We start from the raw sequence: 14203 nt of genomic DNA on the forward strand, positions 1-14203 counted from the left end.
GATTTACGAATGGTTATTAAAATTGAAAATGGATTTGTGTTAACGCATGACGGAGAACAAATACGGAAAAATGTCTATATAAAAGATGGGAAATTAAATGATCATGTTACTGAATCAGAGGTAACAGAGACCATTGACGCAAAGGGCCTCTTAATTAGTCCAGGATTTGTTGATCTCCATATTCACCTACGAGAACCAGGCGGCGAAAAGAAAGAAACGATTGAAACAGGCACATTGGCTGCTGCTCGAGGTGGATTCACGACTGTTGCTGCCATGCCGAATACGCGTCCAGTACCAGATAATGCTGAACAAATGAGTGAAATGGTAAATCGCCTAGAAGAGCGAGCCGTTGTAAATGTTCTTCCTTACGCGTCCATAACAACAAGACAATTGGGTAAAGAGCTTGTAGACTTTCAAGCGCTAAAAGCGGCAGGGGCCTTTGCGTTTACCGATGACGGGGTTGGTGTTCAAGAAGCGGGAACGATGCTCGCGGCGATGAAAGAAGCAGCAAAGCATGATATGGCGATAGTTGCCCATTGTGAAGACAATTCTTTAATTAACAAAGGTTCTGTGCATCAAGGTCATTATGCAGAATCGCAAGGGTTGAATGGCATTCCATCCGTGTGCGAGTCGGTTCATATTGCGCGGGACGTTTTGCTAGCTGAAGCCGCTGGTGCTCATTATCATGTTTGCCACGTGTCAACTAAAGAGTCTGTCCGAGTCATCAGAGATGCGAAAAAAGCGGGCATTCATGTCACTGCTGAAGTAACACCGCATCACTTACTCTTGTGTGAAGACGATATTGAAGGTCAAGATACGAATTATAAAATGAATCCACCTTTAAGAGGTAAAGATGATCGAGAAGCTCTCATTGAGGGCTTGTTAGATGGAACGATCGATTTCATTGCAACCGACCATGCACCACATACAGCAGAAGAAAAAGCCACGTCAATTGATTTGGCACCATTCGGTATTGTCGGATTAGAAACAGCTTTCCCACTTTTATATACACATTTTGTGAAAACAAACCGCTTTACGCTTAAACAATTGCTTGACTGGTTAACGATTAAACCGGCAGAAACGTTTGGGTTAGAATCCGGAACACTGGGTCATGGAGCCCAAGCAGACATTACGCTAATCGATTTAAATGCAACGGAAACAATCGATCCAGGAACATTCCATTCTAAAGGACGAAATACACCGTTTGCTGGCTGGACATGTACTGGTGTTCCAATGTCCACAATTGTTGCCGGAAAAACCGTGTTTTCAAAGGAGAGAATCATTAATGGATAAACAGCTAATACTTGCAGACGGAACGGTATTTAGAGGCGAAGGATTTGGAGCTGATGTGACGATTAGTGGTGAAGTCGTTTTTAATACGGGCATGACCGGTTATCAAGAGATCTTATCGGATCCGTCATACTGTGATCAGATCGTCATGTTAACGTATCCTCTAATTGGTAACTACGGCATTAATCGCGATGATTTTGAGTCTCTAAATCCTGCAGTTGCCGGATTAATAGTAAAAGAGGTTGAACACCAACCCAGTCATTGGCGCGAACAAGAATCATTACATGATTTGCTTGTCGCAAAAAACATCCCAGGGCTAGCAGGAATTGATACACGGATGCTCACGCGCAAAATTCGTGCACACGGTACGCTTAAAGGTTGTATCTGTGCATTGGATGTAGATCCAGCTGACGTTATTGAGCGGTTGAATGACGCACCATTAAAAACCAACCAAGTCTCCAGAGTTTCTGTTAATACAGCGTATCATGTCCCTGGAAAAGGGATGCGAGTGGCCTTAATTGATTGTGGCATGAAGCATGGGATTTTGCAGTCATTAATTGAACGTCAGTGTGATGTTGTCGTTGTTCCGTATAATACGAGCGCTGACGAAATTAAGCGTCTAGGTGTAGATGGAATTCTCGTCTCGAATGGACCAGGAAATCCTGAAGATGTTCCTGAGACCATTGCTACGGTTAAAGACGTCATTGATGAGATCCCGTTATTTGGAATTTGTCTAGGACATCAGCTGTTGGCATTGGCAAGTGGTGCAACGACGAGCAAATTAACGTTTGGCCACCGGGGGTCCAATCATCCAGTTAGAGAAATCGCTACTGGGAGAATTGACATAACCGCTCAAAATCATGGCTATACCGTCGACCTTGATTCATTAGCGACAACTGAGCTTGAGTTAACTCATGAGGCGGTTAATGATGGAACAGTGGAAGGACTTCGTCATAAGCAGCTTGATGCTTTCAGCGTCCAGTATCATCCTGAAGCCTCTCCTGGACCACATGATGCCAATCATTTGTTTGATCAATTTATCGAAATGATGAAAGAAGCGAAAAAGAAAGTTCTTGCATAAAAGAGAACAATGGGGAGAGTGTGAGCATGCCAAAACGGACAGATTTACGCAAAATACTAGTGATTGGTTCTGGTCCAATTGTAATTGGTCAGGCTGCAGAATTTGATTATGCAGGTACACAAGCGTGTCAGGCCTTAAAAGAAGAGGGGTATGAAGTTATTTTAATTAACTCAAACCCTGCAACAATTATGACTGATACATCCATGGCTGATCGCGTCTACATTGAGCCAATAACGCTCGATTTCGTCACTCGAATTATTCGTAAAGAAAGACCAGATGGTTTGTTACCGACGCTCGGTGGTCAAACAGGGCTAAATATGGCGATGGAATTAAAGCAAGCAGGCATCCTGGATCAATATGAAATTGAACTCTTGGGAACGAAGCTAAGCGCAATTGAACAAGCCGAGGACAGAGAGCAATTCCGTGCATTAATGAATTTGTTAGGAGAGCCTGTTCCTGAAAGTGAAATTGTACATACGCATGAAGAGGCTGTAGCATTTGTTAATCGAATTGGCTACCCGGTCATTATTCGCCCTGCATATACACTAGGGGGAACTGGTGGCGGTATTGCATACAATGATGAAGATTTAACAGAGATTGTCGCCAGTGGGCTAAAATATAGTCCTGTGACACAATGCCTTGTTGAGAAAAGCATTGCTGGTTTTAAAGAAGTGGAGTATGAAGTCATGCGTGATGCAAAAGACGAAGCAATCGTTGTTTGTAACATGGAAAATTTTGATCCAGTTGGCGTTCATACGGGTGACTCAATTGTATTTGCACCAAGCCAAACATTGTCTGATCGAGATTATCAAATGTTACGGAATTCATCACTTTCCATTATCCGTGCGCTTGGAATTGAAGGTGGCTGTAACGTCCAGTTTGCCCTCGATGCAGATAGTGATCAATACTACATCATTGAAGTGAACCCGAGAGTTAGTCGCTCTTCTGCACTAGCTTCGAAAGCAACGGGTTATCCGATTGCGAAAATTGCAGCGAAGATCGCTGTTGGCTACCAGTTGGATGAGTTGAAAAACCCAGTTACGGAAACGACCTATGCAAGCTTTGAACCCGCGCTTGATTATGTTGTTTCAAAGATCCCACGTTGGCCTTTTGATAAATTCGAATCGGCAAATCGAAAGTTAGGAACGCAGATGAAGGCAACTGGGGAAGTCATGGCAATTGGACGGTCGCTTGAAGAGTCGCTGTTAAAAGCGATTCGATCGCTCGAAGCTGGTTATGATCACCTGTATGATGAAAACCTAGAAGAAAAAGATTCGGCTGAACTACTCGAAAAAATTGCTAAAGCTGACGATGAACGACTGTTTGCGATCGGGGCGTTACTGCGCAAACAAGTGAGCGTCGATGAGATTCATGAAGTAACAAAGATTGACCGCTTCTTTTTGCAGAAGCTCGCACGAATCGTTGCCTTAGAAGATCAGTTGATTGACGCGCGTACTGATGAAACGGTTTTAAGAAAACTAAAGCAGTCGGGTTTTTCTGACACGTATATTAGTAAGGTTTGGGAGACAGAAGAGCAATCCGTATATGAATTAAGACAAGCTGCTGGAATTAAGCCGGTATTCAAAATGGTTGATACATGCGCAGCGGAGTTCGCCTCTCCAACACCTTATTTTTACAGCTCCTATGAGCAAGAAAATGAATCAGTGAGAACCGATGAAGAAAGCATCTTGGTACTTGGTTCAGGACCGATTCGTATCGGCCAAGGAATTGAGTTTGATTACGCTACGGTTCACACTGTCTGGGCGATAAAAGAAGCTGGTTATGAAGCGATTATTATGAATAACAATCCTGAAACCGTGTCTACTGACTTTTCCACTTCTGACAAGCTTTATTTTGAACCATTGACGATTGAAGATGTGATGAATGTCATTCAACTAGAGCAACCAAAAGGGGTTATTGTCCAGTTTGGTGGGCAAACGGCGATTAACCTAGCGGATGAATTAGTAGCAAGAGGCGTCACGATTATTGGAACGCAGCTTGAAGATATGGATCGTGCGGAAAATCGAGATAAATTCGAACAAACGCTAATGGAGCTTGATATTCCACAACCGTTAGGAAAAACAGCAACTTCGGTTGATGGCGCTGTTGTGATTGCGACAGAGATCGGGTATCCAGTCTTGGTCCGACCTTCTTATGTACTTGGCGGGCGAGCGATGGAAATTGTGTATCATGAAGAAGAGCTCTTACGTTACATGAAATCTGCGGTCAAGGTCAATCCGAAGCACCCTGTTTTAATCGACCGTTATTTAACAGGGAAAGAGCTTGAAGTGGACGCAATTAGCGATGGAAAAGATGTGTATATACCTGGCATTATGGAACATATTGAGCGCGCTGGCGTTCACTCTGGGGATTCAATTGCTGTATACCCACCGCAAACGGTTCCGGAAGAGCTGAAGCAGCGTTTAATTGAGCGGACAACAAAAATTGCTAAAGGGTTACAAATTATTGGACTGCTTAATATCCAATTCGTATGGCATGGTGATGAAGTATACGTACTTGAAGTCAACCCACGCTCAAGCCGAACGGTTCCATTCTTAAGTAAAATTACCGGCGTACCGATGGCAAACGTGGCGACTCGTGTGATGCTCGGAGAATCTCTTGCTTCTCTTGGTTACGGATCTGGCTATCATCCAGAAGGAGACGAAGTGTCTGTGAAAGTTCCGGTATTCTCGTTCGCGAAGCTACGTAGAGTAGACATTTCACTCGGACCGGAAATGAAATCGACAGGTGAAGTAATGGGGCGTGACAAAACGCTAGAAAAGGCTCTCTATAAAGGCCTCGTTGCTTCAGGAATGAATATTCCAACCCATGGTTCAGTATTGTTTACGGTCGCAGATAAAGACAAGGCTGAGTCAATCACGATTGCGAAGCGTTTTCATAGCATCGGCTACAGCATTATGGCTACATCAGGGACGGCCCAAGTGCTAGCTGATGCAGGTGTACCAGCAAAAGTTGTGAAAAAGATCAATGAAGGAGAACCGCATCTATTGGATACCATTCGCCAAGGAGAAGCGCAGTTTGTTATCAATACATTAACAAGAGGAAAGCAACCGGCAAGAGATGGATTCCGAATTCGTCGCGAGTCCGTTGAAAATGGAGTTGTCTGTTTAACGTCAATTGATACAGCTGCTGCGCTTTTGAGTGTGCTTGAATCCATTACATTCGCAACAGAAAGCATGCCACAACATGTGTAAAACCAATACGAGTCACAGCAGATGCTTGTGGCTCTTTCTATGAACATTTTTGGGAGGCGTTCGGATATGAGAGAAAAGTATGGCGAGCTGACAGTCGTAAAGCAATCAAAAATTGCGAAAGACAGCTATAAGCTTGTACTCAAAGGAAGCACAGTCAAGCACATGAGCCAACCTGGTCAGTTTTTACATGTTCGAGTTGACCAAAGTGAAGACCTACTCCTACGCAGGCCGATTAGTATTGCGGATGTGGACTTAGAGCGCAACGAAGTGACGATGATTTATCGTGCCGGTGGGGCAGGGACAAAAAGACTTTCTTCTCAACCAACAGGTAACCAGTTAAGTGTATTGGGGCCACTAGGAAAAGGGTTTCCTTTGGAACAAGCAATGTCAGGTGAAACTGCGTTGTTAATCGGTGGCGGTATAGGTGTACCTCCCTTATATTATCTAGCTAAACAGCTTGTAGAGAAAGGTGTCCACGTCACGGCAGTGCTAGGATTTGCCTCAAAAGACGATGTGTTTTACGCTGAAGAATTTAGTCAGTTAGGGGATGTCTACGTCACAACAGTCGATGGAAGTTATGGCATTCATGGCTTTGTAACGAATGCAATTGATGAAAAGAAGCTCACTGGTGATGTGCTTTACTCGTGTGGTCCAACACCAATGTTAAAAGTACTAACAGAACGATATAGAGATCAGCGGGCTTTTATATCACTTGAAGAACGGATGGGTTGTGGAATTGGAGCTTGTTTTGCATGTGTGTGTCATGTTGAAAATGGAGCTGAGCATGAGTACCGAAAAATTTGCACGGACGGACCTGTATTCCCAGTAGGGGAGGTTGTATTGTAATGGAACGATTACATGTTGAATTACCTGGACTTACGATGAAAAACCCGATTATGCCGGCATCAGGTTGTTTTGGCTTCGGTGGAGAGTATCAAGCATTCTATGATTTAGCGGAGCTTGGAGCTGTGGCGATCAAAGCAACAACTCCGGAACCGCGTTTTGGAAACCCAACGCCGCGTGTCGCGGAAACAAAGGCGGGCATGTTAAATGCGATCGGTTTGCAAAATCCTGGTTTGGCAGGCGTTATTGCAAAAGAATTGCCTCGCTTTGATCGTATCGATGTTCCGATTCTTGCAAATATCGCTGGTTCAACGATGGATGACTATATTAAAGTTGCGGATCAACTCTCTAAACAACGTAATGTATCCGCTTTGGAATTAAACATCTCCTGCCCCAATGTAAAAGAAGGAGGAATTGCTTTCGGTACGATCCCAGAAACGGCTGCTCAGCTTACAAAAGAAGTAAAAGCTGTATCGTCTGTACCTGTTTATGTCAAGCTTTCGCCGAATGTAGCGGACATTGTGACAATGGCTCAAGCGGTAGAAGCGGCTGGGGCGGATGGATTGTCCATGATAAATACATTACTTGGGATGCGAATCGATACAAAAACACGTCAGCCGATCTTATCCAATCAATATGGTGGTTTATCCGGTCCAGCTATTAAACCAGTTGCTCTGCGGATGATTCATCAAGTCAGTCAGCAAGTGGATATACCGATTATCGGGATGGGGGGTATTCAGACTGCAGAAGATGTGATTGAATTTCTGTTAGCTGGAGCGAGTTGTGTTGCCGTAGGAACAGCCAATTTTGTCGATCCATATACGTGTCCAACCATTATCGCAGACTTACCAAGTTGGTTAGATGATATGGAAGTTGATTCAATTTCAGAACTTATTGGAGGGAGCTGGAAAGCATGCAAAACCCACTCTTTATCGCGTTAGATTTCAATAACCGCGCGACGAGAAGAAACTTCTTGGCCCATTTTAGTGATGAGAAACTGGATGTAAAAGTTGGGATGGAATTGTTTTACCGTGAAGGTTTAAATGTGATTACGGAGTTAAAAGAAGCAGGGCATCACTTATTCTTAGATCTGAAGCTCCATGACATTCCCAATACCGTTGGTCGAACGATGAAAGTTCTTGCTGAGATGGAAGTGGATATGGTTAACGTTCATGCTGCAGGTGGTCAGAAGATGATGGAGGCAGCGCTTGAAGGGTTGGAAAGTGGGACGCGTCCAGGGAAAGACCGGCCAAAACTAATCGCCGTTACGCAATTAACGAGCACGGACGAAGCGATGTTAAGAAAGCAGCTGCTAATTGATAAACCGCTTGATGAAGTCGTCGTCAACTATAGTCTTCAAGCTCAGACAGCAGGCCTTGACGGAGTCGTTTGCTCGGCACATGAAGTACCCCGGATTCAAAAAGAATGTGGTGGGGAATTCTTGACCGTTACACCGGGTATTCGTAGACTAACCGATGATGCGGGAGACCAAGCTCGAATTGTTTCACCAGCCCGGGCAAGAGAACTTGGTAGTTGGGGGATTGTTGTCGGTAGAAGTTTAACAACAGCAGCAGAACCATTAGATGTTTATAGTGAAATGATGAATGACTGGAAAGGGGTTCTCTCTCAATGAACAAAGAAATAGCCAATCACTTACTTACGATCGGTGCCGTGACACTATCTCCTACTAAACCATTTACATGGAGTTCAGGAATTCAGTCACCGATCTATTGTGACAATCGCTTAACCTTGTCTTATCCGACTGTGCGAAAAGAAATCGCCCAAGGACTAGCGCAATTAATTCGGGAGCATGCACCTGATGCAGAGGTGATTGCAGGAACAGCAACAGCGGGCATTCCCCATGCGATGCTAGTGGCTGACGAATTAGACCTACCAATGGTTTACGTTCGTGGCAAAGCGAAGGGACACGGCAAGCAAAATTTAATTGAAGGAAAATTACCTCAAGGTAGCAAAGTCATTGTCATTGAAGATTTAATTTCGACAGGTGGAAGTTCAATTGCAGCAGCTGAAGCTATTCAACAAGCGGGGTCTACTGTCTTGTCAGTTGTGGCAATCTTTTCTTATCAACTAAATAGCGGAGCGGAGGCTTTTAAGGAGGCCAAGTTAGAAGCATATGTGTTAACGAACTATGATACGCTCGTAAACGAAGCGAAAAAAGGCGGACTCATTTCGGAAACAGAACAAAAGAAACTAGCCAAGTGGCGTGAAAATCCTCATAATGAAGAGTGGATGAGTGAATCAGTCTTATAAGAGGACGGTGCGATTACATGAGGAAGATGGATGGAGCAGAGTTTGATGGTCTGGTTGATTTCTTTGACGGAATGGTGCAGAGTAAATGGCTTTCTGAAATTCATGAATGTTTAATGCGAGAGTCTGGAAGTTGGTTAGACAAGACCATTGCAGATATTGGTTGTGGAACAGGGCGCTTCTTATTGCGAGGGGTTGATCAAGCGCGGCATGTTTCTGGAGTTGATTTATCTGAACAAATGATTAATCGCGCCAATCACCTTTTTCAAGAGCAAAATGTTCAACATAAAGCCAGTTTTATCGTTGGGGATGCCATGAACATTCCTTTAGAGCGAGAGTCAGCTGATATCGTGATTTCAACCTGTGTTCTCTTTTTATTGCCTTCTCCTCAACAAGGATTAAAAGAACTGAAGCGCATTGTAGCAAAAGACGGTCAAGTACTAATATTAAATCCAGCACCTGAGATGAACAAAGGGGCAGCGAGTGATTACGCTGCCAAACATGGGTTTTCTGAAGAGGAAAAGGCGTATTTAATGAAATGGGCAACCGTGTCTGAACGACGTCATCGCAAAAGTGAAGCCGAATTAGCAAAGATGTTGCTAGCGGTCGGATTCTCCAGCATGACGCATATTCAGGTTCTTGATGGCCTAGGCTTAATAACAAAAGCATTTTAAAAACCCAAGCATGCTCGCATGCTTGGGTTTTCCTTTTTACGTGACGCGTAACGCACGAACGTCATCTTCAACAGGTGTAACAAAGAGGGTTGTCTGTTGGTCATACGTGACGTACCCGGGCTTAGCACCGCTCGGTTTTTTAACGTGACGGATTTTGGTGAAGTCTACTGGCACAGAACTTGATTCTCTTGCTTTTGAGTAGTATGCAGCAACAAGTGCTGCCTCGGCCAATGTTGTCTCATCTGGTTCTGTATGTCTAATGACAACGTGTGAACCAGGAATATCTTTTGTATGGAGCCAAATCTCATCTTGTCGCGCTAATCGATTTGTTAAGTAATCGTTTTGGCGATTGTTTTTTCCAACTAAAAACTCAACCCCCGTTGTCGAACGGTACGTCTCAACAATCGGTTTGTCTGATTGTTTTTTCTTTTTCTTCCCCTGTACCTGTTTTTTTCGAATATAGCCGCCTTCAGCTAGTTCATCACGAATGTCGGCAACATCTCGGGAAGAGGCTGAATCCATTTGTTGCAGCAATGAATCTAAATAAGCGAGTTCTTCGTTTGTTTTTTCAACCTGCAAGACAACTTCTAAGCGAGCTGTTTTTGCTTTTTGATACTTTTTAAAATACTGCTGGGCATTTTCCGATGCCGTCTTTTGCGGATCAAGCTCAATCCTAATCGTCTTACCCGTTTCGTCGTAATAATCAACAACTTCAATGCTGTGATCGCCTTTTTTAATGGCATACATGTTGGCCGTCAGTAACTCACCTAGCTTCTGATAGGTGGCTGCTTCATCTGCCTCGCGAAGCGTTTGGCTCAGTTTCTTTTGCTTACGAACATTTTTTTGGTATTCGTTTTTTAATAACCGTTCAAGGTCATAAGCTTGTTGTTTAACGCGATCACGTTCCGCCTTGCCGTAATAAAAGCGATCAAGCAGCTGACTCGCGCTTGAAAAAGTGAGCCGTTCTCCCGGTTTATGCGTTAACGATATAATCGAGAAAAATTCTTTCTCGCCTCTTACAAGCTCCGGTGTGTAGTCATGCTCTTTTATTTGCTGCATCAACTGCACAAAAGCAGCTGGCAGCGTAGAACGATTTGCCATTTTCGCGCGAGCCAGTACTTCATTTGCCAGTAGTGGAGAAATCCCTGCAAATTGTTGGACGAGCTGCTTGTCCAGTTTCCCTGCATTAAAGTCAATTTTCCGCAAGACATCCTCTTCAGTCGCGTCAAGTGGATCTGCCTTATCTTGTTCAGGTGGTTTTTTGTAAGGTTGCCCAGGACCAACTGTACGGTAACTGCTTTGATCAAAGCGTACATGTTTAATGCTATCTAAGATAACCTGGTTTTTTTTATCAATTAAAATGATGTTGCTGTGCCGCCCCATTATTTCAAAGATGATTTGTTTTTCTGTACGGTCACCAAGCTCATCTTTATTGGCAATGGTGAACGTAATGACGCGATCAAATCCATCTTGTTCAATCGCTGAAATAAACCCGCCTTCAATATGTTTACGTAAAAGCATGCAAAACATCGGTGGTTCACTAGGATTCTCGTACTTCTCTTCTGTCACATGAATTCTTGCAAACGTGGCGTTAGCTGAAGCAAGCAAGGAATGGTTTTTTCCTCCTGCTCGTATCGTCATAACTAGTTCGGTTTTAAATGGTTGGTGGATCTTGTTTATGCGACCTCCTACAAATGCTTGGAGTTCTTTTGTTATTGCTCTTGTCATCATGCCATCAAAAGACATCGACTCACCTCTTTACTAGTCCCTTATGTTTCCTACTAGAGTATAGCATTTTTTTCGACCTACCTGAATAAGATGGCTTGTATAGGAGAGCATGTACAGTTTAGGAGGACAAAGTGTGAGAGCAGATGCGAGGTGGCTGTTATGAAATGGTATAATATGAAGCCTGAAGAAGTTGAGTATAAAACGAATTCAAATGTGGTAAAAGGATTATCGTCTAAGAATGTAAAAAAGCGGTTAGGTACGTATGGTCAAAACAAGCTAAAAGAAGCACCAAAACCTTCTGCACTGGCAACTTTCCTAGCACAATTCAAAGATTTCATGGTTCTTGTTTTGCTAGCAGCGACATTGGTTTCAGGATTAATTGGTGAAGTGCTTGATGCGATTACGATCATGATTATCGTGTTTATTAATGCCATTCTCGGCTTTGTTCAGGAACGAAAGGCAGAGAAATCTCTTGATGCGTTAAAAGAATTATCCGCACCACAAATGCATGTATTGCGTAACGAAGAGTGGTCTCGCGTTCCATCAATAGACGTAGTCCCTGGTGATGTTGTCAAAATGACTGCGGGAGATCGTGTAGGGGCAGACATTCGCTTATTTGAAGTATCGGGTTTACGAGTAGATGAAGCTTCCTTAACAGGAGAATCGGTTCCTGTTCATAAGCAAGCCATGGCCATTGAAAAAGCAGATGTGGCTTTAGGTGATCAAGAAAACATGGCTTTTATGGGCACAATGATTACGCAAGGCAGTGGAATGGGTGTTGTTGTTGGAACGGGAATGAAGACGGAGATGGGCAAAATCGCTCATTTGCTGCAAGAAACGGGACATGTCGTCACTCCTTTACAGCGTAGACTTGAGCAATTAGGAAAAACATTAATTCTTGTGGCTCTCTTGTTAACAGCGCTTGTTGTCGTTATTGGCGTAATGCAAGGGCATGATTTACACACGATGTTTATATCTGGGGTATCGCTAGCTGTTGCTGCTATTCCAGAAGGCTTACCAGCGATTGTCACAGTGGCACTTGCTCTAGGTGTACAGCGCATGATTAAGCGTAAGGGAATTGTTCGGAAATTACCTGCTGTCGAAACCCTTGGCTGCGCTTCTGTCATCTGTTCAGATAAGACTGGGACTTTAACACAAAATAAAATGACGGTGAAAGAATTATGGACAGGTGGTCAAACGGTCCACGTTGGCGGATCTGGGTTTGATCCAGTTGGAACGTTTACACATAAACAAGAATTAATTCAAATGGAACATCAGCCGAATGTCAGTAGACTATTAAGCTATGGAGCGCTATGTAATAATGCTAGTTTTATAGAGAAAGAAACGAAAAAACGTTCAACGTTTACATTAGACGGTGACCCAACCGAAGGGGCTCTATTAATGGCAGCCATGAAGGCTGGCTTTTCAAAAGAAGGACTAGAGGATACCTATCATCGTGTAATTGAATTCCCGTTTGATTCAACTCGTAAAATGATGACGGTCATCGTAAAAGATCGTTCAGGTAAAAGCTATATCGTAACAAAAGGTGCTCCGGATATTGTTCTGCAAAGATGCCGCAGCCTAGTCGTAGATGGAAGGGCAGAATCGATTTCGCCCAAGTGGCAGCGAGAAGTAAATGCCGTTGTAGAAGGAATGGCCGAAAAGGCGTTAAGAACGTTAGCGATAGCCTACCGACCGCTACTTAGCGGCGAGTCCTGCGCGAAAGCGGAGGAAGCGGAGTCCAACTTAACATTAATTGGTGTTCAAGGAATGATTGACCCCCCTCGTGATGAGGCGAGAACGGCCATTCAAGAATGCCGTGAAGCGGGCATAAAAACGGTGATGATAACAGGAGATCATCAAATAACGGCTACAGCAATTGCCATGGATTTAAATATCCTTCCACCAAATGGAAAGATAATGGATGGTAAAACATTATCGACATTATCTGTTGAAGAACTAGAAGATGTCGTAGATGATGTCTATGTGTACGCGCGCGTTTCACCAGAGCATAAGTTAAAGATCGTGCAAGCTTTACAGCGCAAAGGACATATTGTTGCAATGACTGGAGATGGCGTAAATGATGCGCCAGCGATTAAAGCGGCGAATATCGGCATTGCGATGGGTGTTACAGGAACGGATGTCGCAAAAGAAGCTTCTGAACTTGTTTTAGCGGATGATAATTTCTTAACCATAAAAGAAGCCATTAAAGAAGGACGGAACATCTATGAGAATATCCGTAAATTTATTCGCTATATGCTTGCTTCCAATGTAGGAGAAATTCTCGTTATGCTGTTTGCCATGTTATTAGGTATGCCTTTGCCACTTGTTGCGATTCAAATTCTCTGGATTAATCTTGTAACAGATGGCTTGCCAGCAATCGCTCTTGGAATGGACCAAGCTGAGGGTGATGTGATGAAGCGAAAGCCGCGAAAGCAAAATGAAGGTGTGTTTGCCCGTGGACTTGGTTGGAAGATTATCAGTCGTGGAATCATGATAGGTGTTGTGACAATTGTCGCCTTTGCATTAACCTATGAGAACAATCCTGAGCAATTAGTTCTTGCACAGACGGTTGCATTCTTAACGCTTGTGATGGCGCAATTAATTCATGTATTTGATTGCAGAAGTGAATACTCGATTTATCATCGTAACTTGTTTGAGAATAAATATTTAGTCGGTGCTGTGCTCATTTCAATCGCATTAATGATTGCTGTAATTTATATGCCACAGCTGCAGCCTGTTTTCCACACAGTTGCGCTCGGCTTTAATGAGTGGCTACTTGTGCTTGGAATGGCTGCCATCCCGACAGTTGTATTGGGTGGATTTCAGTTATTTAAGAAACAAGAGCGAGAAATAACTGAATGATAGAAAGCTGCAATGAACGCTCTATTTTTATAGAAGTAAATTGGATAAACTGACCATTTGAGAGAGACGATTATCTTTAGATTAATCGTCTTTTCTTTTTTTATCTTTACTAGCCGTATGGAAAACGGGAGATCTCAGTGAGATTCATTTGCCTGGCAACTATTTAGTGAAGTTCTTGTTTGTGCTATGCTTTCAGGATTTGACGATTTCTTTCATTCTTTACGAGACTGTTGAAATAA

10 protein-coding genes are annotated in these 14203 nt (G+C 43.4%); 9 read left to right on the forward strand and 1 reads right to left on the reverse strand.

Going from position 1 to position 14203, the window contains the following annotated elements; all coding sequences use genetic code 11:
- Nucleotides 1-9: 9 nt before the first annotated feature.
- The 8 genes from pyrC (at nt 10) to JOC54_RS03895 (ending at nt 9371) form a co-directional block, all read left to right on the forward strand.
- A complete protein-coding gene (gene pyrC / locus JOC54_RS03860; RefSeq protein WP_204464591.1) occupies nt 10-1293 on the forward strand; it encodes a dihydroorotase in 1284 nt (427 codons plus the stop codon).
- Nucleotides 1286-2371 carry a carbamoyl phosphate synthase small subunit gene (locus JOC54_RS03865; RefSeq protein WP_204464596.1) on the forward strand — a complete coding sequence of 362 codons (1086 nt, stop codon included), beginning with the start codon at nt 1286-1288 and terminating at the stop codon, nt 2369-2371. Before pyrC ends, JOC54_RS03865 begins: the two co-directional genes overlap by 8 nt.
- 26 nt (nt 2372-2397) lie before the next feature.
- Nucleotides 2398-5586, forward strand: a complete 3189-nt coding sequence (gene carB, locus JOC54_RS03870; RefSeq protein ID WP_204464598.1) for a carbamoyl-phosphate synthase large subunit — start codon at nt 2398-2400, stop codon at nt 5584-5586.
- A 66-nt stretch (nt 5587-5652) separates the two neighbouring features.
- Nucleotides 5653-6432, forward strand: a complete 780-nt coding sequence (locus JOC54_RS03875) for a dihydroorotate dehydrogenase electron transfer subunit (protein ID WP_204464601.1) — start codon at nt 5653-5655, stop codon at nt 6430-6432.
- On the forward strand, nt 6432-7370 hold the full coding sequence (locus JOC54_RS03880; RefSeq protein ID WP_204464610.1) for a dihydroorotate dehydrogenase: 939 nt from the start codon (nt 6432-6434) through the stop codon (nt 7368-7370). Before JOC54_RS03875 ends, JOC54_RS03880 begins: the two co-directional genes overlap by 1 nt.
- Nucleotides 7343-8062, forward strand: a complete 720-nt coding sequence (gene pyrF / locus JOC54_RS03885) for an orotidine-5'-phosphate decarboxylase (protein WP_035421816.1) — start codon at nt 7343-7345, stop codon at nt 8060-8062. The genes JOC54_RS03880 and pyrF overlap by 28 nt, the downstream gene beginning before the upstream one ends.
- Nucleotides 8059-8700, forward strand: coding sequence for an orotate phosphoribosyltransferase (gene pyrE, locus JOC54_RS03890; RefSeq protein WP_204464612.1), 642 nt, complete (start codon nt 8059-8061; stop codon nt 8698-8700). Before pyrF ends, pyrE begins: the two co-directional genes overlap by 4 nt.
- A 17-nt stretch (nt 8701-8717) precedes the next feature.
- Nucleotides 8718-9371, forward strand: coding sequence for a class I SAM-dependent methyltransferase (locus JOC54_RS03895; protein ID WP_204464614.1), 654 nt, complete (start codon nt 8718-8720; stop codon nt 9369-9371).
- A gap of 36 nt (nt 9372-9407) precedes the next feature.
- Here JOC54_RS03895 and JOC54_RS03900 read toward each other — a convergent pair whose 3' ends face one another.
- A complete protein-coding gene (locus JOC54_RS03900; RefSeq protein WP_204464616.1) occupies nt 9408-11117 on the reverse strand; it encodes an Rqc2 family fibronectin-binding protein in 1710 nt (569 codons plus the stop codon).
- A 141-nt stretch (nt 11118-11258) separates the two neighbouring features.
- Here JOC54_RS03900 and JOC54_RS03905 point away from each other — a divergent pair, with 141 nt between their 5' ends.
- The gene (locus JOC54_RS03905) at nt 11259-13964 is read left to right on the forward strand and encodes a calcium-translocating P-type ATPase, SERCA-type (protein ID WP_204464619.1); all 2706 of its coding nucleotides are present in this window, start codon (nt 11259-11261) and stop codon (nt 13962-13964) included.
- Nucleotides 13965-14203 lie beyond the last annotated feature (239 nt).

The sequence above is a fragment of the Shouchella xiaoxiensis genome (assembly GCF_016907895.1).
GTDB classification, from domain to species: domain Bacteria; phylum Bacillota; class Bacilli; order Bacillales; family Bacillaceae_D; genus Shouchella; species Shouchella xiaoxiensis.

Excerpts from the sequence above, each read along its gene's own strand:
- JOC54_RS03905 (WP_204464619.1), top strand. The coding sequence starts at position 11,259 with ATGAAATGGTATAATATGAAGCCTGAAGAAGTTGAGTATAAAACGAAT.
- pyrF (WP_035421816.1), top strand. The coding sequence starts at position 7,343 with ATGCAAAACCCACTCTTTATCGCGTTAGATTTCAATAACCGCGCGACG.
- pyrC (WP_204464591.1), top strand. The coding sequence starts at position 10 with ATGGTTATTAAAATTGAAAATGGATTTGTGTTAACGCATGACGGAGAA.
- JOC54_RS03900 (WP_204464616.1), bottom strand. The coding sequence starts at position 11,117 with ATGTCTTTTGATGGCATGATGACAAGAGCAATAACAAAAGAACTCCAA.
- JOC54_RS03875 (WP_204464601.1), top strand. The coding sequence starts at position 5,653 with ATGAGAGAAAAGTATGGCGAGCTGACAGTCGTAAAGCAATCAAAAATT.
- JOC54_RS03895 (WP_204464614.1), top strand. The coding sequence starts at position 8,718 with ATGAGGAAGATGGATGGAGCAGAGTTTGATGGTCTGGTTGATTTCTTT.
- JOC54_RS03865 (WP_204464596.1), top strand. The coding sequence starts at position 1,286 with ATGGATAAACAGCTAATACTTGCAGACGGAACGGTATTTAGAGGCGAA.
- carB (WP_204464598.1), top strand. The coding sequence starts at position 2,398 with ATGCCAAAACGGACAGATTTACGCAAAATACTAGTGATTGGTTCTGGT.
- JOC54_RS03880 (WP_204464610.1), top strand. The coding sequence starts at position 6,432 with ATGGAACGATTACATGTTGAATTACCTGGACTTACGATGAAAAACCCG.
- pyrE (WP_204464612.1), top strand. The coding sequence starts at position 8,059 with ATGAACAAAGAAATAGCCAATCACTTACTTACGATCGGTGCCGTGACA.